The sequence below is a fragment of the Streptomyces sp. A01 genome, from assembly GCF_059026195.1.
Window position 1 is genome coordinate 1 of sequence record NZ_JBWLKN010000038.1, and the last position, 24,098, is coordinate 24,098.

Consider the following 24,098-nt stretch of genomic DNA (forward strand, 5'->3'; position numbering starts at 1 on the left):
CTGATTCTGTGCTGACTTGAGCGCCCCAGAACAGTGTTTCCGCAGGTGGGAGCTTTGTAGTGCACATTCCGGTTCAATGTGTAGTGGGTGATATGTCACCACGTCGCTGATCTGGCAAATGTGCAGTTCAGAAGGGGTCCAGCTTTTCGAGGCTGGACCCCTAAGTCTTTCCCGTGCTGGATCGGTGCTGGATAATCTGACGCCTCGTCACCTGCCATCACCCCTCATCACCTGCACCGTGCTGGATCGGTGCTGGGTGACTCTGCCTGTCTTGGAGGGTGTCTCGCGGGCCGTCCGCATCCTCCTTATGTCCGCCTTCTATGCGACTGAAGGTTGAGACCGGAAGGCACTCAAATACTCCTTACTCTCGAACCAGTGTTCAAGGTTCTATTGGCGGAACATGACGTTCCGAACGGGAGGACCGCCTTGTCCAGCCGCATGAAGTCGCGTTTGTCGACCTGCTCGCCATACCCGAGCGAGGCCACGAGCATCGGGCGTCAGCGGCTCTCGGGTGCGGCCTACTGGCCACCGCTGTCGTCTCCACGGGAACCATGGCGGTCGTCGAGGACGGTCACGGGCAGGTAGCGAAAAGGACCCCTTTCGCCGCCGTGCCCGACCACGGGCCCGCTGAGGCCGACATGCCCGGCAACGACGTGGAGACGGGCGAAGAGGCGGTTCAGCGCGACTATCACCGGCAGGCCGTAACCGATGACGCGGACGTCGGTACATTCGGCCCTGGGTGTCGTCGGTGTTGAAGACGGCGCGGCCCGTCGGGACAAGGAGGCTTCGGCGAGCTCGCCCTCCGCCTGAGTGGTCGTCTCCTGCCTGCCGAACTCGCCTATGCGGACGGTGCCGAGTGGGGGCTACGGGGGGCAAGGATGCAGCAGGCGCTTAGAAGGCACGTGCTCTATCCACTGAGCTACGGGGGCTGACCTGCGAAAACGCAGCTTCCTAGCGCTGTCCCCCGGGGCACGGGGGACACATGGGGGAATCGTAGATCCCTGGCGGTTGGGGGACGCGAGCAGCCTCCAGCCAGGCCGTACGTAGGGTCTCACACTATCTTCACGCCTCCGAAGCCCCTCGCGGAAACAATCCCGCCCCTCATCGGCGTTGGTGATCTCCGAACCGAGGAGGGGAAGGTGTCGGGCCTGAAGCTGTTCCACACGACGCAGCATGTGGAGTGCGTGGCGGTGCTTGAGCCGGTCGGTAAGGGTGCGTGACCTGGGGGTTCGTAGCTTGGGCGGGTCGCTCGACCTTTTACCTCCGGTAACGAGTCGAGCGGAACAGGCGCCTGCCGCAGATGCTTTGACCTGCAGATTTGCTAGAGAATGGGTCTCGTCTACCTGAGCCACGTGGCACCGCTGAGGATTCTTGGCGCTCGAATGACGCCTCTCAAGCCATGCCAGGAAGCGTCTGCCCGTGCCGAGCTCAGCTGCGGAGCGGGACGGTAGCCACATTGCCAGATCCATGGGCGGCGACCGCGTTTGTTGCGATCCGCTCGGCGCTCCGCCAGGTTGGCTCCGGTGCAGGCGGAGTAGGGGCGCAACCAGATCAATTCCCTGGGAGCGCCGAACAATTCAGGCCTGCTCGAAGAGTGAGGCCGGTCTCTGCTTACCTCAATGAGGTGAAGTCGCCGGTTGGAAGCCTCGCCCTTGACACCGTGGTCACCGCCGACATCCAGGCCGACACCGCCGGCGACCCTACGGCGATCTATACGCGGACCCCGCCGAAGGCCGCTCGTACGAGAAGCACGTCTGTCCTCGGGTCGGCCACGCTGCGACGTGGGAATACCCGATACCGGAGAGGGGATGCCGCAGGCCCTCCGCTACGAGATGGCGAATCAGCGCTTGTGGATCGGTGACGGCTGTGTTGCCTCGGTTCACCAGCCACCAGGGCCTATCAGGTCTCCGGAATGAACGTTCTGAACAAGTGGTTCGGCTACCGTCGACGCGAGCCCGCAGGTAAGCGCCGGTTGGAGCTCGACCATGTGGTCGCTCAGCGGTGGTGTCCGGAATGGACCATCGAGTTGCTCACCCTGCTCAATATTCTCGGCTTGCTGGTGCAGGGTGAGCCGGTTCAGCGGGCGCTGTGGGAGGACGTCTGCTGCGGGTCTCTGAATTCCGGTACAGGGACAGGCAGAACACGGTGTCCTGCCCGTGTCACCCTCTACGCGCAGGTTTGCGAGGACTCCGGAAGGCCAGGACGAACTCTGAGTCAGACCTCGGTGACTCCCGTGGAAGATTCGAGGAGTGACAACTGCTCGTCGTGCTCGGCAGGTTCCGGTACCCCGGCCAGCCCCGGGGGCTGCGGCCGAGTCCGGGTTCGTGTCTGCCGTCTGGTCTGTGCCCGAGGCTGAGTCCTCTTCTGTGCGGGTGGGGGCACGTACTCCTGGGACAACCCCACGAGGAGCAACCGCAGCGGCAAGCTCAGTGCGTCGGGAAGGTCCGGGGCTGCCGCAGTTGGTGGACGGCCAGTGCCAGGGCCTCGGGTACGTCGCCGTCCTGCGGATGGCAGCCGAGCACTGCGAGTTCGACCAGGCCCGGATTCCAGGCAGGCTCACGCGTGTCGATCGTCAGCTTGCCCTTGGTGTTGACACGCGGAGCGAGCTTGTCCGCGGCCACCGACAGCTGAAGGTCTGGGCCTTGGGTGTGGTCGACCAGAAGACGCGGGCCTTGCCCGGCGGAGTGGCCTGTTGGCCTGGCAGCTGACTGGATATGGTCCTGCTATTCGCATGCGCCTGCTCTTAGGCTGGGACTTTTGGCGAGGTACGCCATGCAGAGCGGGCCGATAGCTGAGGGGACAGGATGGACCACGGGGGGCAGAAGTGGCGGATCGGCGTACTCGCGGGTGGTGACGCTCTGCGGCAGGAGCGGCTTACACGGGGGCTGTATGACGAGCTTCTGACGGCTGACGGCGTCAGCGTCGGATTCGTCAGCCACTCGGCAGCCGCCGACGACCGTAGAAAAGGCAGCGGCGTCAGCGATGTGGCGCTCTGGGCGGCTGTCGGGACGGCGGCGAGACCGGCATCCCGGATACTGATCACGCTGATCAGGGAATGGTGTGCCAAGGAACGTCACCGGAAGGTTGAGCTCACCTACCGCGGTGACTCCGTCACGATCCCGGCGCGTCCTGATGAGGCGCAGGAGCGCATCATCCGCGAGTTCATGGACAAGGTCGGCGAAAACAGGGGGAGCGAGGCGGAGTGACCCGGCGAATCCGCCGCAGGGCCCTGCTGATCGGTAATGAACGGTACGACGACAGCCGCTTTGCTCCCTTGCCGTCGACACAGGTCGACACTTGGCAATTGCGTCAAGTCTTGGAGGATCGCAACGTAGGAGCTTTTGTCTCGGTGAAGACGGTCGCTGACCTGAGCGCGGATGATATGCGGTTCGAGATCAGCGATTTCCTCGAAAGCTGTGGAGCTGACGAGCTGGCCTTGTTGTACGTATCCGGCCATGGGACCAGGGTGGTTGAGTCCGGAGGAGAATTCTATTTCGCTGCCAGGGACACCGACTTCGACCGGGTAGCTGGGACCGGCGTGAGCGCGAGCTTCGTCAACGAGAGACTGGAGGAGTGCTGGGCGCCGCAGAAGGTGGCACTGATCGACTGCTGCCGAAGCGGGGGGTTCGCCGTGGGACTGCGTACCTCCGGCCGACCCCCTGCGGCCGCCACCAAGTCGGGCGATTCTGCGCTTCTCTCAAGCCGCGGTGTGTACGTCTTGTCTTCGTCCCGTGCGGGTGAGGATTCCATGGCTGGCGTCGTGACGGCCGATGGCGTTGCTCCGTCCGCCTTCACGGCTGAGGTCGTGGAGGCGCTGCGGACAGGAAAGGTGGGCAAGGACGGCACCGGAGAAATATCGGTGGACGACTTGTTCCAGTACGTCAACAAGCGAATGCGGGTCATCGATCCGAAGCAGGTTCCCGTCAAGTCCGCCCATGGCGTCGACGACCGTATTGTTCTGGCCGGTTGTCCGTTGGGACGTCCGCGGCAGTTGCTGCCGTTCAGTCGGAAGGACCCGGCCGGCTCCCCGGTGTCAGAGAAATCCCCACCTCAGGTGTCCAAGGGATACGGAGGCCGACCCACCTGGAGCAGCCTCCTGGGCTATTACCGGGAATGCGTGCTGTCGGAGGACGCCGACACTCCCCTGATGCCGGTGAATGACGGCGGCAGATCTTACGTGTGCCTGAGCGGCCGCGAGCGGTTCCTGTCCGGTGACCTTGACGACGACGATTGCGTCGCTGTGCCCGAGGAAGCGGTCGGGCTCGTGGAGGCGGCGGCTGAGGAGGAGGCCGAGCTCTGGGCCGGATATCCGGCCGTGGTCCTCAACGGCCCGCGTGCAGGGCGGTCCTGGAGCCGACCGAAGTTCGCACCGCTCCTCGTGCGACGCGTTGAAGCGGTGCACGACGGCGGCGAAATCCGCCTCAAGCCGTATGGTCCGGTACTCCCTCACCCCCGGCTCGCCCAGGACTGGCTGGGAGAGGACGAAGCAGCGGAGCTCGCCGAGACTTACCAGCCCACGTGGCATGCCGGCCAGCATGACCGAATGGCCGTTGACGTGCGCAATCTCCTCAGCCAGGAATACGAGCTGCCCTGCGTCCAGGAGCCTAGGCCCGACCAGCTCGCGCATCAGATCGATGTCCGCACACCAGGCGACGGCGCCCGCAACGCCGCTGTCCTCTTCCTCGCGCCCCGCGACGCCAAGGCGACGAAGAAGCTTCTTGCGGATCTCGACAGCATCGCCAAGAAGAGCGATCAGATCCACGGAACGGCCCTGGCGGCACTCTCACCCGACCCCACCGAGCGCTCGGAGCCGTCCGCCGGGCAAGCCGCAGGACCCGTAAGGCTGGTGACGCCTCTACCGTCCAACGAGGCGCAGTCCTCCGTACTCCGCTCAGCGATGACTCGTCGCCTCACGGTCGCCACCGGCCCACCCGGGACGGGTAAGAGCCAGCTGGTCGCCAACCTCGTCGCGACGGCTGTGGCCGCAGGCCAGAGCGTGCTCGTGGCGTCAACCAACAACCAAGCGGTGGACGAAGTCTGGAGGCGTTGCGAGCAGCTTTCGCCAGGCAGCGTCGTCCGCACAGGATCATCTTCCGGCGTCACGAACTATGCGGAAGAGGAAGCGAAGACGCTGCGCGAGCTGATGACTGCTCCCGCCTCCACGCGAAACGCCGCCACCTCGATGATGGACGTGGACATTGCCCATGATCGTCTCAGTGGCGCGCGGGACGAACTCACCACCGCCGCACGCACCGAGCGGGCGCTTCACCTGGCCGGGCAGAGCCGGGAGACGCACGCCGCCCGGCTGCGTCAGCCGGTCGCGGGCCTGGTGAAACTGATATCGCCGGTGGCCGATTTGGGCGGCCTGGCGCAGAAGGCGTCGCGTGCTGCTCAGGCCCGCTTTCTTGGTGAGTGGCGCCGCAAGAAGCTGTTGGGCCGCGTCGGTGTTGTGGTGCCGACGTCCGGCGAGGGTGGCACCGTAGAGGCCTGCAACGCCCTCGCGGACTTCGCGGTCGCTCAGAAGGCATGGCGGGCTGAGTACGAGCGAGTGACATCTTGCCGGGACGACGCAGGACTCGGCGCGGTGCTGGCAGAGGCCGAAGACGTGGTCCGTACGGCGTCTGCGGTTCTGCTCGACAGTGTCGTACAGGCGAATGCCAAGGCAGGACGGCAGCGTATCGCTGGGCTTCTGACCGCCCGTGACACCAGCGGAAGCGACTGGCCCGCAGTGCGAGACGTGCTCCCTGCCGCCCGTGGGTGGGCTGTGACCAGCCTCTCGGCGCGGCGCTTCCCACCGAATGCTGCACTCTTCGACCTGGTGATCGTCGACGAGGCCAGCCAGTGTGCCATTCCCCACGTGCTGCCTCTCCTGTTCCGGGCTCGTCGCGCACTGGTCATTGGTGACGCTATGCAGCTCACTCACATCACCAAGATCAGCCCAGAGAGGGAAAGAGTCATCCGCCGTGCCGCCGGACTGCGCGCCGACTGGCTTGAGCGCCACCGCCTCGCCTATCGGCGTCACTCCGCCTTCCACGCTTCCGAATCCGCGGCGGGCGGCACGCTCCTCCTCGATGAGCACTTCCGCTGCCACCCGGACATCGCCGCGGTCCCCAACCGGCTCTTCTACGATGGTCGGCTGACCATTCTCACCGACACCCGGACCCGCCCGGCTCTCGACCGAAGGGCGGTGATCTGGGCCCCGGTGTCCGGGCGTGCTGTGCGCCCGACCTCCGGTAGCTCGTGGGTCAATGCGGACGAGGTGGAGAAAGTCGCGGCCAGTGTCCGGCATCTCCTGGAGCAGTTGCCTGCCGAGACCGGCGCGACGATTGGTGTGGTCACGCCGTTCAAGGCCCAGGAGGAGGCTTTGCAGAGACGGCTGCGCGAGTACGCGGACCGGGTGCGGATCGGCACGGTGCACACGTTCCAGGGCGGCGAACGGGACGTCATGATCTTTTCGTTGGTCGCCGGACAGGGCATGCACCCCGGTGCCGTCGGATGGATCGACCGGCAGCTGAACCTTTGGAACGTCGCCATGACTCGCGCACGCTCGCATCTCATCGTGGTCGGTGATATCGAGTTGTGGAGGGGGCGAGGCGGAGTCGGCGCCGCGCTGGCTGACGCATCCGAGAAGTCTTCCGGTGGTGGCAGCGATATTCCCGACGAACTGCTCAAGCGCCTGTACAGGGCCCTCAGCGACCGTCCTGGGGCCACCGTGGAGCTTGGTGCCGGTGTGCACGGTCACTCGGCTGATGCCGTGCTGCGTACGGACAGTGGCACAACCGCAGTGGTACTGGACCCCGGGCCGGAAGAGGGCACTGACGAGGCGCGGCACATACGGCTGATGCTGCGTCGCCGCGACCTGCTCGACGGTGGGAGGACGGGAAGCACGGCCGTTCGGATGCCTGCATGGAAGCTTTACGACACGGCGGTTCCAGGCTGCTGAACAGCGGACGGGGACAAGTCTGCCCCTGCGTCGGGAGTCGCGTTGCCAGCGCGGTACGGAGCTCGCACGTGAGCCGGTACGGAGCCGGGCGTAGCGACCCCGGTCTTGACCGGTCGCGGACGGTCTTCCGCGTGCCCCCGTCGGCGCCACGTCATCCCGTAACGCGGCGCCGACGGGGGACCGGCCTGGGCGCGGGTCCTCGCCGTCGGCCCGGAGGAACCGGCCCGGCGGGGTCAGCGGCCCGGGTCAAGGCTTCTTGCCGCGGCCAGTCAAGGCGTCCCTGATCCGGTCCACCATGCCCGCGCCGGCGTCCAGCAGTTTGTTGGCGGGGGGAGTGTCCGGGGCCGACGGGTGTGGCCTCGTCGGTGCGGTCTTTTTGGCCTCGCGGACCTTGTCGCCCAGCTCGGTCAGGGTGGCTCCGGGTGCGGTCGTCCGCAGGCGGGGGAAGAGGTTGGTCTCCTCGTCCCGGACGTGGGGCCGGATCTCCGCCATCAGCTCGCCGATGAGCTGCTCGAACTTCTGGTCGCCTGCCTCGGCCTCTTCGAGTTTCTTCATCGTGCGCTCGGCCGCCGCGTGGTCCTCCAGCTCCTTGTCCGCGAGGGTGTCCCCGTCAGGCAGGTGCTCGCGTACCGCTGGGTACAGATGCTGTTCCTCGGCGACCGAGTGCCGTACCAGTTCGATGACTGCCTGGTCGGCGTAGACCTTGCGCTGCTTGTCGCCCGGCGGCAGGGCCTCGATGCGGGCGAATAACTCCTCGACCTCACGGTGGTCGGTGGTCAGTTCCGCGATGACGTCTCCGCCATGGCTCATGGCATGTCCTTTCATCGATCGGTTCATTGATCGGTGCGTGCGATTCATTGATCGGTGCGTGACGTGGTGCCGTGACCGGGCACCGGAGGCCGTGTAACCGGGCCGGGCGCGAGCAAACCGTGAGCACGCGTATTCGGCGCGTACACGCGCCGGCGCTGGTCCCGCCGCGCCGCCCACGGGGCCGTGGCGGAGTGACCGGGGGCGGCCGGTGTCGACGGCGCCGGAGCGGGTACCGGTGATGTCGCAAGGTTTCCGGATCAATGGCGGCGGCCAGTGCCATGGGTCTGTGGCGGGCTGGCACCGTGGAACGGAGCGACAGTGGCGGAGAACCCGGACCGTGCCGCTATCGCAGGGCGGAGCAGGCCCTCCGAGCGCTGCCCGGCACCGGTCCCCGGCGACGAGCAGGTCGTCCGCCAGCAGCGCGACTGGCGGGATGAGCATCTGCCTCCCGACCGTGCCCAGGCGATCCTGGAGGCGACCAAGCAGGTCGGCTCCCTGCTGAAGAGGGGAGGGCACGCCTTCGCCCTGGCCGGGAGCGTCGCCGTCTACGCGCATGGCGGGGGCGGGAACCTCCAGCACGACGCCGACTTCTGCGTCCTGCCTGAGGACGCCGGTCCGGTGGGCGACACCCTGCGGGCGGCCGGGCTCTGTGTCTTCACCCCGCCGGAGGACTGGTTGATCAAGGCGCGGTGCCTTGGACAGGACATCGACCTCATCTTCGAACTGGCCCACCAGCCCGTCACCCGCGAGCTGCTCGGCAGGGCGGAGGAGCTGCCCGTGGACTCCGTGCGCATGCCCGTGCTCGCGCCGACCGACCTGCTCCGCGGCCTGCTCGCCGCCTTCTCCGAGCACCACTGCGACTTCGGGGCCGTGCTGCCGATCGCCCGCGTCCTCAGGGAGAAGATCGACTGGGACGAGGTGCGCCGCGAGTGCGGGCAGGCGCCGATGCCCGCCGCCTTCCTCTATCTGCTGGAACGGCTGGAAGTCATCACCCCGCAGGAAGGACTCTCATGACCGACCACGGCCACCGTCAGAACGCTGAAAGTGCCGAGCACGAGTCGAGAGCCGAGAACACCGAGAACACCGAGAACACCGAATACCGCATCGCCCATCTGCGGGAACGGCTCGCCGCTGAGGACATCGGCGAGCTGGGCATACGGGTCGAGCCGCGCGGCGGCATGGTGATCGTCACCGGCACCGTCTCCACGGCCCAGTGCCGCGAGGAGGTGCTGCGCATGGTGGGCGAGGAGCTGGCGGACCTGCCGGTGCGGACCGACATCGTCGTGGCCGGTGCTTCCGCCCCCGACCATTCGGAGGAGCTGGCATGATCCGTATCGCAGCCGTCGGGGACATCCACATGGGTCCGGACAGCCAGGGGCTGCTCCGGCCCGCTTTCGAGACCCTGCCCGAGTGCGCCGACCTCCTGTTGCTCGCCGGGGACCTGACACGGCACGGTACGCCGCAGGAGGCGGAGGTCGTCGCCCGGGAGGTCGCGGGGCTGCCGGTGCCGGTCATCGCCGTACTCGGCAACCACGACCATCACGACGGACAGCCGGAGGAGGTCACCCGGATTCTCCGTGACGCGGGCGTGCGTGTCCTGGAGAGGGAGGCGACGGTCGTCGACGTGGGCGGGACCGCGGTCGGCGTCGCGGGGACCAAGGGCTTCTGCGGAGGGTTCGCCGGGCGCAGTGGCAGCGAGTTCGGCGAAGCGGAGATGAAGTCGTTCATCCGCTACACCCGCCGCTGCGCGGACGGCTTGCGGGCCGGTCTGGAGCAGCTGGAGCGGCAGCGGTGCGCCGTCCGTGTCGCTCTCACGCACTTCTCTCCCGTACCGGACACGCTGGCCGGGGAACCACTGGAGATCTACCCCTTCCTCGGCAGCTACCTGCTGGCCGAGGCGATGGACGCGGCAGGCGCGGACCTCGCCGTCCACGGGCACGCGCACGCGGGCACCGAGCACGGCATCACCAGCGGCGGCGTCCGGGTGCGCAATGTCGCCCAGCCGGTCATCCAGCGGGCTTTCGCGGTCTACCAACTGCCGACCAGGACCGGTGCGGAGACCGACGGCCAGTCCGGCGCGAAGACCGGCGGCGCGGTCTCCGCCGGGGCCGTGAGATGACCTGTTCCCCCAGGGCGCACCAAGGCGCGTCCACGCCCCGTCAAGGCCGTCCCGCGCGCGGGACGAGCTCCTCCGGGGGTACCGGGCCCGGTGGTGTGCCGTCGCCGAAGGGGCGGCCGCCCAGCTCCTCGCGGTGGTGCGGTGCCAGCCAGCCGGAGAGGTCGGGACCCAGGGGGACCAGGCCGGTGGGGTTGATGCCGGTGTGCACCTGGTAGTAGTGCCGCTTGATGTGGTCGAAGTCGACGGTGTCGCCGAACCCGGGTGTCTGGAAGAGGTCGCGAACGTAGGCCCACAGCACGCGGTCCTCGGCCACCTTGAAACGGTTGCACTTGAAGTGCCCGTGGTAGACGGCGTCGAAGCGCACCAGCGTGGTGAACAGCCGGATGTCGGCCTCCGTGATGGTCTCCCCTACCAGGTAGCGACGCCGGGTCAGCCTGTCTGACACCTGGTCAAGGCGCCGGAAGACAGCGCGGTAGGCATCCTCGTACTCGCTCTGCCCGGCGGCGAAACCGGCCCGGTAGACGCCGTTGTTGACGTCCCGGTAGACGCCGTCCATGACCTCGTCGATCTCCTCGCGCAACGGCTCCGGGTACAGGTCGGGCGCGCCGGGGCGGTGCAGCGCCGTCCATTGCGTCGCGAGGTCCAGGGTGATCTGCTGGAAGTCGTTGGTGACGAGCTTCCCGCTGGGTACGTCCACGAGTGCGGGCACGCTGACCCCGCCGGGGTAGTCCCGCTCGCGCGCGTCGTACGCCTCGCTGAGGAAGTGGATGCCGAGTACGGGGTCGCGGCCGCCCGCGTCCAGGGTGAAGCGCCAGCTGCGGTCGTCCTGGATCGGGTCGGTGATGGCGAGCGAGAGCGCGGCCTCCAGGCCGAGCAGCCGCCGTGAGATGACGGCGCGACTCGCCCAGGGGCAGGCGCGGCTGACCACGAGGCGGTAGCGGCCCGGCTCGACGGGCCAGCCGTCACGGGCGTCGGCCGTCACCCGGTCGGTGAAGTGGCTCCGTGACCGCTTGAAGGGCTTCCTGCCGTACTCCGTGTTGCCGCTCGCCCCACCGCCACCGCTCTCGCCGTTCGGCCCACCGCCACCGCTCTCGCCGCTCTCGCTGGCGTTCGCCTCATCAGCCCCTGCGCCCCTGTCTTGTGCGTCCCTGTCGCGTTCGTTCCGTTCGTTCCGTTCGATGCGTTCGTTCCTGCCGTCCGTACGACCGCTCTCCGTACGACCCGTGTGACTCGTACGACCCGTACGACCCGTACGACCCGTACGACCCGTACGACCCGTACGACCCGTACGACCCGTACGACCCGTACGACCGCTGTCCGTACCACCGTTGGCTGTTTCGCTGCCGGGCGGGTGGGTCATCGCCCGCTCCTTCCCGTACGCGGATGCTTGCACGCTCAACCGCATGCCTGCCCTGGCCGTCGTGAACCTCCCACGCCCCGCCCACGCTGTCAGCCGACCGGCGCATCACCGGCCGTCAGCGGTCTGCTTCAGCGGTCTGCTGGAGCGAGGTCAGGCGGCGGCGCCCTCGGTACGGAACGCCAACTCGTCGTCGGCGACCTCCGCCCGGACGCGGCTGCCGGGGCTCAGCTCGCCGTCGAGCAGCAGCCGGGAGAGCCGGTTGTCGACCTCCCGCTGAATCGTGCGGCGCAGCGGACGGGCCCCGTATTCGGGCTGGTGGCCGCGGTGCGCGAGCCAGTCGACGGCCTGCGGGGTGAACTCGATCGCCACATCCTGGGCGTGCAGCCGCCGCCTGGTCTCCTCCAGCAGCAGGTCGGTGATCCGCCGCAGCTGGTCCTCCGACAGCCGTCGGAAGATGACGATCTCGTCGATGCGGTTGAGGAACTCCGGACGGAAGTGCTCACGCAGCGGGCGCAGCACCTGTTCGCGGCGGGCCTCCTCGTCGGCCTCGGCGCCGCGCGCCCCGAAGCCCAGCGTGGCGCCGCGCCCCGTGATGGCGTCGGAGCCGAGGTTGCTGGTCATCACGATGACGGTGTTGGCGAAGTTCACCGTGCGGCCCTGCGCGTCGGTGAGCCGCCCGTCGTCCAGTACCTGAAGCAGCATGTTGAAGACATCGGGGTGGGCCTTCTCGACCTCGTCGAGCAGCAGCAGCGAGTAGGGATGCCGCCGCACCACCTCCGTGAGCTGCCCGGCCTCCTCATGGCCGACGTATCCCGGTGGGGCGCCGACCAGCCGGCTGACGCTGTGGCGCTCCTGGTACTCGCTCATGTCCAGGCGCACCATGCGTTCCTCGCTGCCGAACAGGGCCTCGGCCAGGGCGCGTGCCAGCTCCGTCTTGCCCACGCCCGTCGGGCCGAGGAACAGGAAGCTGCCGATCGGGCGGTTGGGGCTGGCCAGCCCGGCCCGGGAGCGCAGTACGGCGTCGGCGACGGCGGTGACGGCCTCGTCCTGCCCGACGACGCGCTGGTGCAGATGTCCCTCCAGGCCGAGCAGCCGCTCCTTCTCCTCCTGGGTGAGGCTGCTGACGGGGATGCCGGTCTGCCGGGAGACCACCTCGGCGATGTCCTCGGCGGTGACCTCGATGATCTGGCCGTCACCGGTTTGCCGGCCGCTGCCGTCACTGCTCTGCCGGCCGCTGCCGGTCTTGATCCGCTGGTTGATCTCCTTGACGCGGTCGCGCAGCTCCGTGGCCCGCTCGTACTGCTCGGCGGCCACCGCCTGGTCCTTGTCGCGTGAGAGCTGCTCCGCCTCGCGCTCCAGGGCCCGTACGTCCGTTCCCTTCGTACGCGCGCGCAGCCGCACCCGGGCCCCGGCCTGGTCCATCAGGTCGATGGCCTTGTCGGGCAGGAAGCGGTCGGTGAGGTAGCGGTCGGAGAGTTCGACGGCGGACCGCAGTGCCTCGTTCGTGTAGCGGACCTGGTGGTGGGCCTCGTAGCGGTCGCGCAGCCCCCGCAGGATCTCCACCGCGTCGGCCGCGGTGGGCTCGGGGACGAGGATGGGCTGGAAGCGCCGGGCCAGGGCCGCGTCCTTCTCGATGTGCCGGCGGTATTCCTCCAGCGTCGTGGCGCCGATGACGTGCAGCTCGCCGCGGGCCAGTGCCGGTTTGAGCATGTTGCCCGCGTCCATCGACCCGCCTTCGGAGCTGCCGCCGCCGCCCGCGCCGACAACGGTGTGCAGCTCGTCGATGAAGACGATCAGCTCGTCGGAGTGCGTACGGATCTCGTCGATGATGCCGGTCAGCCGCTCCTCGAAGTCGCCTCGGTACCGGGTGCCCGCGACCACGCCGGACAGGTCGAGGGAGACCACCCGGCGGCCGGCCAGGATGTCGGGCACGTCGTTGTCGGCGATTCGCTGGGCGAGCCCCTCGACGATGGCGGTCTTGCCGACACCCGCGTCGCCGATCAGTACGGGATTGTTCTTGCCCCGGCGGGACAGCACCTCGACGGTCTGCTCGATCTCCTGGCCCCGGCCGATGACCGGGTCGATACGGCCCTGCCGGGCGAGGTCGGTCAGGTCCCGGCCGAACTTGTCCAGGGTGGGGGTGTCGTGTGCCCGGCCGGAGTACTGCTCGGCCGCGGGCACCGGCTGGCCGGGCGCGTGCGGCGGGCTTGAGGCGGGGTCGAAGCGGGCCGTGTGGAGGATGTGTCCGGCGGCTGAGTCGGGGTTGGCGGCCAGCGCCTTCAGGACGTGCTCGGGTCCGATGTAGGTGGCACCGGTCGCCTGGGCCAGCTCGTGGGCGTCCAGCAGGCCGCGCTTGACCGCCGGGGTGACGGACAGAGCCCCTTGGGATGGCCCTTCGCTGGTCCTGCGCTCGACCTCCTCGGCCCGCCGGTCGATCTCGGTGGCCAGCGTGTCGGGGTCGGCCCCCGCACCGGCGACCAGGCTCCGGGTAGGCTCGATGGCCAGGGCCGCGCGCAGCAGGTGCTCGGTATCGAGGTCGCTGCTGCCGTGCTCGGCGGCGTACGAGGCCGCCGCGGCCACCAGCTGGCGGGCTGGTTCGCTCATCAGCCGGCCGAGGTCGATCTGCCGGGGACCACGCGGCGGCCCCCCGCCGAGGAAACGTGCGAGGAACTCGCCGAACGGGTCCGGACCGTAGCCCTCCGGACCCATGAACCCGCTGCTCATAGCCATCCGTTCCGGCGTCCTGGCCGGGCCGGGACGCGCTGTGCTGGTAGGCGTGTTCGTTCCCGGGCCCGGGTGCCCGGACGAATCGGGCTTACACCTGCTTACGCCCGCACGAGCCCCATCCACCCCATGGGCGAACCGTGCTGCCTCCACGCTGTCTCCACCACCGTGCGCGAGCCGTGACCTCCGCACCGTGCGCGAGCGGGGCTGTCCGCGCCGTGCGCTCTCCGCCGGGCTCGTCTGTGGCCCTGTGGCCCCGTGGCTCGCGGTCCCGTGGGCGCGATACGAGGCCGTACGGGCCCGTACGCGCTCTCGGTGCCGTACGGCGGCACCCTGTCCGGCGCGCGGGGAGACGGGGGCCGGGGCGGCGCTGTCCGGATTCTGGGACGCCTCCGGCGTCGAGCGGGGGCTCCAGCCCCGCGCTTCGGTGGACGGCGTATGACGCCGCGCCATCGCCGCTGACCACTACTGACGACCACGGCTCCCGGTGGATGTGACGGGCAAGCAGTTTCCGTGCGGCGCCCGGTTTTTGCTTCGCGAAGGGCTTGACGACGGGGTCCGGTGGCGACTTCCCGTCTTGTGGGGCAGACTGTTCCACAGGGGCAACTTGTTCCATAGATTGCGGGTGGGGGTCTCTGACGTGCGCCCATGCCCTTATTCGCCCCCTGCCACCGTGTTTGATCCCTGAACTAAGGATTCCGCCAGATGTTCGCTTCCCTGGCCCGGCTCACCTCCGGTCGCAGCAGACTCGTCCTGTATCTCTCGGCTGTTCTCTTCGTCATCGCGGGAGCGCTGGGTGGTGGGGTCATCCAGAAGTTGTCCAGCGGTGGGTTCATCGACAGCTCCACCGAGGCGGCCAAGACCGCCGAGGTCATGGACGAGCGCTTCAAGGCGGGCGCTCCCAACCTGACGCTGCTCATCACCGACAAGCGGGGCGTGGACTCCCCCGAGGTCGCCAAGGCGGGCCGGGACATCACCGAACGCCTCGCGCGTGAGGACAACGTCGAACAGGCCGTCTCCTACTGGTCGCTGGGCAAGGCGGAGTCCTTGCGCGGCGAGGGCGGCGACCGCGCGCTGGTGCTCGCCCGCCTCTCCGGTGACGAGGACGAGGTCCAGGACCACTTCGACAAGCTGGAGTCCCGCTACGAGGGCGAGATCGACGGCGTCGACGTCCAGCAGGGCGGAACGGTCCTCGCGAACAAGGAGATCTTCGACATCACCGAGAAGGACCTTCTCAAGATCGAGATGGTGACCTTCCCGATTCTCCTGGTCGTGATGCTGTTCGTCTTCCGGAGTCTGGTGGCGGCCCTGGTGCCGCTGCTCGTCGGCGGCTTGACGATCGTCTCGGTCCTGCTGACGATGCGTATCCTCACGCTCTTCACCGACGTGTCGGTGATGGCCACGAACGTCGCGACCGGTCTCGGCCTCGGCCTCGCGATCGACTACAGCCTGATCCTGGTCAAACGGTACCGAGAAGAGATGGCCGGAGGCGCGGATACCGACGGCGCCATCGCCACCGCGCTGCGCACCGCGGGCCGCACCGTCGTGTTCTCCGCCGTGACAGTGGCCCTGGCCATGGCCGCGCTGCTGGTGTTCCCCTTCTACTTCCTGCGTTCCTTCGCTTACGCCGGTATCCCGACGGCCCTGCTGGCCGCCCTGATCTCGGTGACGTTCCTGCCCGCTCTGCTCAAGGCGCTCGGCCCGCGCATCGACAAGGGCAAGATCCTCGGTCGCAAGCGGCCGATCGCCCCGAAGCTGACCGACGAGGGCTTCTGGCACCGCCTCGCCATGGCCGTCATGCGGTTCCCGCTGCCCATCGCCGCCGCCGTCATCGGTCTGCTGCTCTTCCTCGGCGCGCCCTTCCTCGACCTGAAGATGAGCCTCGCCGACGAGCGTGTGCTGCCCACCAGCACGCAGTCGCGGCAGGTCGGTGAGATCCTCAGGAAGGACTTCAGCGCCCAGGAGACCCAGGCGCTCAACGTCGTCCTGCAGAACGCGCCCGCCAAGGGCCAGCGGAACATCACCGGCTACGCCGAGCGGCTGTCCAGCCTGCCGAACGTGGCCCGGGTGGACACCGAGAGCGGCACCTTCGCCGGGGGCAAGCAGGTCGCCCCCGCCGGCGCGTCGTCCGCCCGATTCGGTGTCGCCGACAGCACGTATCTGTCCGTCGTCCCCAAGAGCCAGTCGCTGTCCGAGAAGGGGCGGCAACTGGTCAGGGACATCCGGGGTGTTGACGCGCCGTACGACGTGACGGTCGGCGGGCCCGCCGCCGAGCTCAACGACTCGATCAACTCGATGAACGACCGGCTGCCGCTGGCTCTCGCCGTGCTGGCCATCAGCTCGTTCATCGTGCTGTTCCTGTTCACCGGGAGCCTGCTGCTGCCGCTGAAGGCCCTCATCCTGAACTGCCTCAGCCTCAGCGCCACGATGGGCGTCCTGGTGTGGGGCTTCCAGAACGGTCATCTGGAAGGCTGGGTGGGTGACTTCGCGGTCACCGGCGCCATCACGTGGACCGTCCCGGTGCTGCTGTTCTGCGTCGCTTTCGGTCTGTCGATGGACTACGAGGTCTTCCTGCTCTCCCGTATCAAGGAAGAGCATGACCACTCCGGTGACAACACCAAGGCGGTGGCCCGTGGCCTGGAGCACACCGGGTCGACGGTGACAGCGGCGGCGCTGCTGATCGCGATCGTGTTCGCCGGTTTCGTCTGGAGTTCCATCACCTACATGAAGTCGATCGGGGTGGGTCTCGCGCTGGCTGTCCTGATGGACGCGACGCTTGTGCGCGGTGTGCTGGTGCCCGCCTTCATGCGGCTCGCGGGCCGCGCGAACTGGTGGGCGCCGGGGCCGCTCCGCGCGCTGCACGCCAAGATCGGCCTGCACGAGGGCGAGGGCCAACCGGCCGTTGCCCCCGACGCCTCCCGAGCCGACCGCGATCTGGAACCGGCCGGCAGGGACTAGCCGCCTGGGCCGGACGCGGACAGGGCGGGGGTGCGAGGAGGCGAACGGCCTCCTCGCACCCCCGCCCGTCGCGTTTCCCCTACGTCCTCGCGTCTCCGGTCTCCGGTCGCCATCTCCCGTCCGCCGTCTCCCGGCCAGTGACGGCACGACCGATCCTCGCCGTCGAGAACGGCCGATGCGGTGCCCGAAGGCTCTCCCGTACGGTCGGTGCCGCCGCCGCTCAGGGCATCCGGAGGCAGTCTCGTACGGTTCCGTACGGTGCGGGCCGACGGCTGTCTACGATGCGAAGGCGACCTCGTACGGCGCGAGGGCGGGTGGGCCGGAGCGTGGCACGTATCGAGCGCGGCGCATGAGAGCGGAGTGGGGCGTACGGAACGCGGTGTACGCGGTGGCGTACGACACTTCAGCTGAGAGCAGGCGGATCGGGCAGCCCGAGGACGCGGCGGGCGCTGAGGACCATCGTCGCGCGCAGGTCATGCTCCTCGGCGGCCGAATGCTCGCGGCTGAACAGCATGTAGCAATTGCGCTCGACCATCCAGTGCGCCGCGACCGCCAGCGCTTGCGCGTCTCCGCCGGTCTTGACCAGGCCACGGGCCCGGTCCCGTTCGAGCATGGCGGCGAGTGAGACCGCACCCGCCTCCAGCACGTCCCGCCAGGCGATACGGGCGTCCATGTCCCTGCCGACGTAGTCGATGGCCGCGCAGAACAGCGGCCCGTGCTCCTGCCAGGTGTTCAGGACGTTGTTGATCAGCCCATCGAGTGATTCTTCCAGCGAGATCCCGTCGTCGCCGGCGACGGCCGCCGCCGCCGACAGAAGGCTTCCCATAACGCGCTGAACTGCGGCGTCGATGATCGCTTGCTTGCTGTCGAAGTAGAAGTACACCGATGGCCGGGAGAGCCCGGCGCCCTTGGCGATCTCCTCGATTGTGACCTTCGTCGCTGGCCGCTCCCGCAGCAAGCGGACGACGCTGTCGAGAATCGCGACCTCCCTGCGGTCCCCTCGGCTCAGCCGTGGGCGTCTGCGGCCTTGGGCTGGAGCCGGGGGCGGCAGCGTTCTGTGTGGTGCTTCGTCCCCGTGGTCGTCCATGTGGCTCACCGTAACTCTTCGATCGGCTTGTAACGCACTTTCGGCAAAACTCAACGCAGCGTTGAGTTTTGCCTCGCAGGCATGTGATGCTCAGGGGGTAGAGGCGGTGGTGTCGGGGGAAGCGCAAACGGGGGGCTCACCGCCGCCTCTCCTAACTCGTGCTGCTCAGGGGCTGTTTACGGCCCCCAGGCGGTCGTCCCGGGCACTCACGGGGGGTGCCCGGGAACCCCGCACCACGGGTTCCGCGGTGCGGTGCAACGGGGGAACTACGGGGGAACACGGGGGAAACTCCGTCGCGGAGAACGGCCGTTGAGGCTGTCTCCGCGACGGACACCCGCAACACGTCCGCCCTGTACGGACATTGACCTCCAGACGTGGACGGAATCCGTCCGCGACGTGGGCGGACGGCCGCCCGCGCACGCGGACGGCGGCTGCCCACAGACGCGGGCGTACGACGCCCCGGGCGCGACCCAGGGGTCGGGCGGCTGCGTCGCCTACGGGGGCCGGGCCGGCTCTCCCCAGTCGCCCGGCCTCCGGGGCCCGGTGGTCGCTCACCCGACGTCACGTACGTCACTCTCCGCTCCGTCACCTGTGTCGCTGCGCGGCCGCATGATGCGCTTATCCATAGAATCGCCCGATGCAGATATCCAGCGAACATGCCTGCGGGGTGGACCGGTGAACAGCCACGACGTCACCGACGAGCAGTGGGAGGGGCTTGCCGAAGTCGTTCCGCTGCGCAGCAGCAACGCGTGGCCGTCCTGGCCCAACCACAGGGCGCTGCCCGAGGAGGAAGCGGAAGAGGACCAGCGGCAGTTCGTCGTCATCCGGGTCCAGTGCTTCGCGGACGCGCGCGAGGTGGCCGAATACCTGATGGCGCAGATCCCCGTCCTGCTCGACCTGAGCGGCGCCGACCTGGATGTCGCCAAGCGCATCCTGGATTTCTCCAGCGGTGTCGTCTTCGGCCTCGGCAGCGGCATGCACCGGGTCGACACCAACGTCTTCCTGCTCGCACCGGTCGGCACGGAGGTCGACGAGCCCGAACTCAAGCCCGCCTTCCGGACCATGGCCGGAGCGCCTGTCCCCCGATCGTAGGACGGCCCGACGGTGTAACGGTTCGGCGGAACGCGGCGGCGATACGTTCCGTACTATGAGCGCACCCGGGCAGCGGCCCTCCGTGACCGAACTGAGGCTCTCCGCCTTCAAGACGCACCGGGGCGCGGTCTTTCCGCTGAGCCCCGTGACCCTGTTCACCGGACCGAGCGGAAGCGGAAAGTCCGGTGCGCTCCAGGCGTACGCGGCACTCGCCGGGCTCGCCGCGGGCGACCAGCTCACCGAGGTCTTCCCCGATCCCGGCGGCTGCGTTCCCCAGTACGCCAGACCCGACGCGCAGGGGCGGCGCGGCTTCCGCATCGGCTGCACTGTGGACGGCCCGGTCGGCCCCGTCCAGCTCGATGTCGCCGTGCAGGCCGAGCCCGAACTGCGCATCGTGGGCGAGCGCATGAGGGGCGCCGGCGAGACCCTGCTGGAGACCGCGCTGCGCGACCCGCGCCGCCGCGCGGTCCAAGCCGCCTGGTACACGGCTGGAGCCGTGCAGGTCACGCGGGCTCCGCTGCCCGACGACCGGCTGGCGACGGCGTTACTGCCGCTGCGTATCGCGGGCAAGACGGCGGGGCAGCGGCTGGCTCTCGCGGCGGCCGAACAGGTCGTCGTCGCGCTCCGCTCCGTCTTCGCCTGCGACCCCAGGCCGGAGACGATGCGGGCACCGGCGGGACGCAAGGACGGGCAGTTGCGCGGCGGCTGCGACAACCTGGCGGCCGTGCTGCGCCGCACCGGTGAGGAGTGCGGCACCCGGCATGCGGCGCTCGTCGCCGCTGTACGTGCGGGCTGCGCGGGCCCCGCGGTGGCGGAGCTGGTGGCCGAGGACGTCATGGCCGACGCGAGCGGCAAACCGGGGGAGCACGCCCAGGCGACGGTGCGGGCGGTGCTGGGCAGGGGGACCTTCGGCCGGACACCCGTGGAGCGGCTGGGCGACGGAGAACTGCGCTACCTGGGGCTGGCTCTGGTGCTGCTGACCGGGCCCGGCGTCCTCGCCATGGACCCGGTGGCCGATGTGCTTCCGGCCCGGCAGACGCTGACCGTGCTCGCCGATGGCTTCGACCGGTGCCTGGACCGGCGGCAGGCCCGGCTGCTGCTCGAACTCGCGGGGCGGATGTGCGAGCGGGGCCACATCAGGCTGGTGGGCGCCGTGCACGAGGTCCCCGGGGCGGCGTCGGCGGCCGCGTCCAGGGTCAGGGCCACCGCACGGGCGGGGGAGCGGGCCGCCGGGGAGCGGGCCGCGCGGGAGTTAGCCGGTGAGGGGTGCGGGGCGGGCGGGCGTGAGGGTGCGTTCGGGGTACCCGGGCTGACAGTGGTAGACCTGGGGAGTGACCAAGGCATCTCACCCCGACCCTGATCTCGCGGCGCTGCAGCGGCGGCTCGCCGACTTCGCGGCCGCACGCGACTGGCGGCGGTTCCACACCCCGAAGAACCTGGCCACGGCGCTGAGCGTCGAGGCCGCCGAGCTGGTGGAGATCTTCCAGTGGCTGACGCCTGAGGAGTCGGCGCGGGTGATGGCCGACCCCGGGACGGCGGGACGGGTGGAGGACGAGGTCGCCGATGTCCTCGCGTATCTGCTGCAGTTCTGCGACGCGCTCGGCGTGGATGTGCTGAAGGCGCTGGCCGCCAAGATCGAGCGCAATGAGCTGCGGTTCCCCGTGGGTTCGCCGACGCGGTACGCGGGCGGCGATCGTCACTCTCCGGAGTGACAAGGTTATCCACAGCGTAACTGTTGTCCACAGATTCCTGAATTCCCCTAGCTTTTCTGCCTGTTATTCATCACTCTGGGTAGCGAATGAGTGACCGCGTGGGCGCGGCGGCGGAGAGGGGAACGGGGCATGGAGGCGATGCGGCTCATCGAAGCCACCCGGCAGGCACTGACACAGTCGGGCACTGTGCAGGACATAGTCGCCGAGGCGTGGCAGGCGCAGGCACTCGCTGAGGTGATCGGTGGGTACTTCGCGGGCAGCGCCATACCAGCGGCGCGCTGGGAGGCCGAGGGGCTGAGCGAGGCGGGCGGCAGGGCGTGCGGTGCGCTGCACCGGCCCGCGCTGAGCCACCCCGCGCTGCGAACCGGGGGCATAAGGGCCATGCGGCTCACGGAAGTGCGCGACCCCCGGCGGGCGTTACTGGCCCTCGGGGTGCTGCTCGGCGAAGTGGGGATAGCGCTGGTCGAGGTGGCCTGCGTAGCGGATGAGGAAGCGTTGTACTGGCAGTGCGTCGAGGCGGTGGACGCCGCCGACGAGTCCAGGGACCGCGTGTTCGGGATGCTCAGGGAGCTGTCGCAGCAGGCGGAGGGTGGTGCGGCGTAACCCTCCCGTAGGCGGGCGCGGCCACGGCCCGGTATGCGCGGTGGCAGGAGCTGGAAGAGCGATGCGGCGGGATTGACGGGCGGGCGCGGACCGGACCCGAGCGCCGGGTCGGGCCACGGCGGTGGGGCCGTGCCGGCTGGGTGGCGGCCCTGGGCCGGTCGGATGGCGGCTGGGAAGCGGCCGGGTGGCGGCTGGGATGTGCCGACGCACCCGGTTCGGGTGTGGTTTCCTGCCGTGTGGCGTCTTCTCGGGGCCTGTGCTCCCGGCGGGGAGAGGGTGCGGCCACCGGCTCTGGCGGCCTGGGCCGAGGGGAGCGCGCCGGGCGCTCCGGCTCCGCCGGGCCAACGATCCTCCGCCAGGGCTGGTCACTGCCGAGGGCTGGCGCGGCTGGCCGCGTCGAGGTGGTTTCACTCGACCGATGCCCTCTGGCCCGGGAGAGGAACACGTAGTTGACGTGCGCCGAAGAGTGCAGGATGGAGTACATGGATCTGCGCATCTTCACCGAGCCCCAGCAAGGGGCGAGCTACGCCACCCTGCTCACCGTCGCGAAGGCGACCGAGGATCTTGGCTTCGACGCCTTCTTCCGTTCCGACCATTACCTGTGCATGGGCGGCTCCGACGGCCTCCCGGGGCCGACCGACGCGTGGATCACCTTGGCGGGGCTGGCCAGGGAGACCCAGCGCATCCGGCTCGGCACGCTGATGACCGCGGGCACGTTCCGGCTGCCCGGGGTGCTTGCCATTCAGGTAGCGCAGGTCGACCACATGTCCGGTGGCCGGGTGGAGCTCGGCCTGGGCTCGGGCTGGTTCGAGGAGGAGCACCGGGCGTACGGCATTCCTTTCCCGAAGGAGAAGTTCGGGCGGCTTGAGGAGCAGCTGGCGATCGTCACCGGCCTCTGGCAGACCCCGGTAGGCCAGGTCTTCAACCACGACGGCAAGCACTACCAGCTCACCGGGTCGCCCGCGCTGCCCAAGCCGGCGCAGCCCAAGATCCCCCTGCTCATCGGCGGGCACGGGGCGGTCCGTACGCCACAGCTCGCGGCGAAGTACGCGGACGAGTTCAACATCCCGTTCGCCTCCATTGAGGACAGTGAGCGGCAGTTCGGCCGGGTGCGGGCGGCGGCTGAGGCCACCGGTCGCAAGGAAGACGACCTGGTGTACTCCAACGCGCTGGTGGCGTGTGTCGGCAAGGACGACGCCGAGGTCGCCCGCCGTGCCGCGGCCATCGGCCGGGAAGTGGAGGAGCTGAAGGCCAACGGGCTCGCGGGGTCACCCGATGAGGTGGTCGACAAGATCGGTCGCTACGCGGCCATCGGGGCTTCCCGCGTGTATCTCCAGATCCTCGACCTTGACGACCTCGACCATCTGGAGCTCATTTCCTCGCAAGTGCAGTCCCAGCTCAGCTGAGGATCGCGGAGGTGTTCCCGTGAAGCCCACCCCGCCCGTCGCCCCGCCGCCCGGCGACGGGCCGCCAGCCAGCGGGCCGCCCGCCCCCAGGTCCTCCCTTGCCGAGGCGCTGGCGCGGGGGACGGTCCTCCTTGACGGGGGGCTCGCCCACCAGCTGGAGGTGCAGGGCTGCGACCTGTCGGACGGGCTGTGGTCGGCCCGGCTGCTCGCCGACGATCCAGGGCAGATCGAGGCGGCTCACGCGGCGTATGTGAGGGCGGGTGCGCGTGTGCTCATCACCGGCAGCTACCAGGCGAGTTACGTGGGCTTCGCGCGGCGCGGCATGTCCCGGGACGAGGTGGACGCGCTGCTGCGGCGGAGCGTGAGCCTGGCCCGGCGGGCGGCAGAGCGTGCCACGGGTGAGCGGGTCGCGGAACGGCCGGTCGGTGGTGGCCCGGTATGGGTGGCGGCTTCCGTCGGGCCGTACGGGGCGATGCTCGCGGACGGAAGCGAGTACCGCGGCCGGTACGGGCTGAGCGTTGGTGAACTGGAGGAGTTCCACCGGCCGCGCATCGCGGCGCTGGCCGAGGCCGGGCCCGACGTCCTCGCGCTGGAGACGGTCCCCGACACGGACGAGGCCGAGGCGATGCTGCGGGCGGCGGACGGATGCGGTGTGCCGGTGTGGCTGTCGTACAGCGCGGAGGGTGGGGAGACCCGGGCCGGACAGCCGCTGGAGCGGGCGTTCGCGCTCACCACTGGCAACGACCAGGTGATCGCGGTGGGCGTGAACTGCTGCATGCCCGCCGACGCCGACCGTGCCGTCCGGCTCGCCGCCGAGACCACGCGAAAGCCGGTGGTCGTCTATCCGAACAGCGGGGAGCGGTGGGATGCGGCGGCGGATGGCTGGCGCGGGCGGGCGACGTTCGATCCCGCACGCGTCGCCGAGTGGCGCTCCAGCGGCGCGCGGCTCATCGGCGGCTGCTGCCGGGTGGGGCCCGACCGCATCGCCGGCCTCGCGGTGGCCCTGGCCGGACCGCGCCCGGACTAGGCGGCAGGCAGCCCTGCCGTCAGGGCCCGGCGTGCCCCGGCGTGTCCCAACGTTTCCCAGCGTGTCCCGGCGTGTTCCGGCGCGGGAGACCGCCAGCGGACACGTCCCGGCCCTCGGCCGCGCCGCTGCTTCGGGCTGCGCCGAGCGCGGGGAAGTGGGCAACGGCCAGCGGGCATCGAGACACGGAGAGGGGGTGAGGAACGCGCACCTGGCCAAGGGCGAGTACGGCAGGACCGTGGAGCGGGCGGTGCTGTGAG

General features: G+C 69.3%; 18 protein-coding genes. 13 read left to right on the forward strand and 5 right to left on the reverse strand.

Annotated elements, in window-relative coordinates; translation table 11 throughout:
• Window positions 1–2,426: 2,426 nt before the first annotated feature.
• Window positions 2,427–2,621 carry an RNaseH domain-containing protein gene (locus AC5P1B_RS32400; protein ID WP_493891575.1) on the reverse strand — a complete coding sequence of 65 codons (195 nt, stop codon included), beginning with the start codon at window positions 2,619–2,621 and terminating at the stop codon, window positions 2,427–2,429.
• A gap of 183 nt (window positions 2,622–2,804) precedes the next feature.
• On the opposite strand from AC5P1B_RS32400, the gene AC5P1B_RS32405 reads away from it, so the two are divergent.
• Complete coding sequence (locus AC5P1B_RS32405) at window positions 2,805–3,206, forward strand: hypothetical protein (protein WP_493891576.1); 402 nt, start codon at window positions 2,805–2,807, stop codon at window positions 3,204–3,206.
• The gene (locus AC5P1B_RS32410) at window positions 3,203–6,943 is read left to right on the forward strand and encodes a caspase, EACC1-associated type (RefSeq protein WP_493891577.1); all 3,741 of its coding nucleotides are present in this window, start codon (window positions 3,203–3,205) and stop codon (window positions 6,941–6,943) included. The genes AC5P1B_RS32405 and AC5P1B_RS32410 overlap by 4 nt, the downstream gene beginning before the upstream one ends.
• Before the next feature lie 246 nt (window positions 6,944–7,189).
• Here AC5P1B_RS32410 and AC5P1B_RS32415 read toward each other — a convergent pair whose 3' ends face one another.
• Window positions 7,190–7,753, reverse strand: a complete 564-nt coding sequence (locus AC5P1B_RS32415) for a hemerythrin domain-containing protein (protein ID WP_493891578.1) — start codon at window positions 7,751–7,753, stop codon at window positions 7,190–7,192.
• A 318-nt stretch (window positions 7,754–8,071) separates the two neighbouring features.
• On the opposite strand from AC5P1B_RS32415, the gene AC5P1B_RS32420 reads away from it, so the two are divergent.
• From AC5P1B_RS32420 to AC5P1B_RS32430, 3 genes are read left to right on the forward strand one after another with little or no spacing between them, the layout of a single operon-like run.
• A complete protein-coding gene (locus tag AC5P1B_RS32420; RefSeq protein ID WP_493891579.1) occupies window positions 8,072–8,767 on the forward strand; it encodes a nucleotidyltransferase family protein in 696 nt (231 codons plus the stop codon).
• On the forward strand, window positions 8,764–9,081 hold the full coding sequence (locus AC5P1B_RS32425) for a BON domain-containing protein (protein WP_493891580.1): 318 nt from the start codon (window positions 8,764–8,766) through the stop codon (window positions 9,079–9,081). The genes AC5P1B_RS32420 and AC5P1B_RS32425 overlap by 4 nt, the downstream gene beginning before the upstream one ends.
• Window positions 9,078–9,872: a metallophosphoesterase family protein gene (locus AC5P1B_RS32430; protein ID WP_493891581.1), complete on the forward strand. Its 795-nt coding sequence runs from the start codon at window positions 9,078–9,080 to the stop codon at window positions 9,870–9,872. The genes AC5P1B_RS32425 and AC5P1B_RS32430 overlap by 4 nt, the downstream gene beginning before the upstream one ends.
• A gap of 40 nt (window positions 9,873–9,912) precedes the next feature.
• Here the strand turns inward: AC5P1B_RS32430 and AC5P1B_RS32435 are convergent, their stop codons facing one another.
• Window positions 9,913–11,052, reverse strand: a complete 1,140-nt coding sequence (locus AC5P1B_RS32435) for a glutathione S-transferase family protein (protein ID WP_493891612.1) — start codon at window positions 11,050–11,052, stop codon at window positions 9,913–9,915.
• Window positions 11,053–11,382: 330 nt separating this feature from the next.
• Window positions 11,383–13,956, reverse strand: coding sequence for an ATP-dependent Clp protease ATP-binding subunit (locus AC5P1B_RS32440; RefSeq protein ID WP_493891582.1), 2,574 nt, complete (start codon window positions 13,954–13,956; stop codon window positions 11,383–11,385).
• Between the two features lie 705 nt (window positions 13,957–14,661).
• Between AC5P1B_RS32440 and AC5P1B_RS32445 the strand changes: the two genes are divergently transcribed.
• The gene (locus tag AC5P1B_RS32445; RefSeq protein ID WP_493891583.1) at window positions 14,662–16,914 is read left to right on the forward strand and encodes an MMPL family transporter; all 2,253 of its coding nucleotides are present in this window, start codon (window positions 14,662–14,664) and stop codon (window positions 16,912–16,914) included.
• Between the two features lie 403 nt (window positions 16,915–17,317).
• Here AC5P1B_RS32445 and AC5P1B_RS32450 read toward each other — a convergent pair whose 3' ends face one another.
• The gene (locus AC5P1B_RS32450) at window positions 17,318–18,001 is read right to left on the reverse strand and encodes a TetR/AcrR family transcriptional regulator (protein ID WP_493891584.1); all 684 of its coding nucleotides are present in this window, start codon (window positions 17,999–18,001) and stop codon (window positions 17,318–17,320) included.
• Between the two features lie 675 nt (window positions 18,002–18,676).
• Here AC5P1B_RS32450 and AC5P1B_RS32455 point away from each other — a divergent pair.
• The 7 genes from AC5P1B_RS32455 to AC5P1B_RS32485 all read left to right on the forward strand — a co-directional run bounded on the left by AC5P1B_RS32455 (window position 18,677) and on the right by AC5P1B_RS32485 (window position 24,097).
• Window positions 18,677–19,093 carry a cell division protein SepF gene (locus tag AC5P1B_RS32455; protein WP_493891585.1) on the forward strand — a complete coding sequence of 139 codons (417 nt, stop codon included), beginning with the start codon at window positions 18,677–18,679 and terminating at the stop codon, window positions 19,091–19,093.
• Window positions 19,094–19,148: 55 nt separating this feature from the next.
• Window positions 19,149–20,453: an AAA family ATPase gene (locus AC5P1B_RS32460; RefSeq protein ID WP_493891586.1), complete on the forward strand. Its 1,305-nt coding sequence runs from the start codon at window positions 19,149–19,151 to the stop codon at window positions 20,451–20,453.
• Window positions 20,425–20,805, forward strand: a complete 381-nt coding sequence (locus AC5P1B_RS32465; protein WP_493891587.1) for a nucleotide pyrophosphohydrolase — start codon at window positions 20,425–20,427, stop codon at window positions 20,803–20,805. The genes AC5P1B_RS32460 and AC5P1B_RS32465 overlap by 29 nt, the downstream gene beginning before the upstream one ends.
• A gap of 129 nt (window positions 20,806–20,934) precedes the next feature.
• On the forward strand, window positions 20,935–21,408 hold the full coding sequence (locus tag AC5P1B_RS32470; RefSeq protein WP_493891588.1) for a DUF6099 family protein: 474 nt from the start codon (window positions 20,935–20,937) through the stop codon (window positions 21,406–21,408).
• Between the two features lie 482 nt (window positions 21,409–21,890).
• Window positions 21,891–22,814 (forward strand): LLM class F420-dependent oxidoreductase, encoded by a 924-nt coding sequence (locus tag AC5P1B_RS32475; protein WP_493891589.1) that lies wholly within the window; start codon window positions 21,891–21,893, stop codon window positions 22,812–22,814.
• Between the two features lie 109 nt (window positions 22,815–22,923).
• Complete coding sequence (gene mmuM, locus AC5P1B_RS32480) at window positions 22,924–23,841, forward strand: homocysteine S-methyltransferase (RefSeq protein WP_493891613.1); 918 nt, start codon at window positions 22,924–22,926, stop codon at window positions 23,839–23,841.
• A 61-nt stretch (window positions 23,842–23,902) separates the two neighbouring features.
• Window positions 23,903–24,097 (forward strand): hypothetical protein, encoded by a 195-nt coding sequence (locus AC5P1B_RS32485; RefSeq protein ID WP_493891590.1) that lies wholly within the window; start codon window positions 23,903–23,905, stop codon window positions 24,095–24,097.
• Window position 24,098 lies beyond the last annotated feature (1 nt).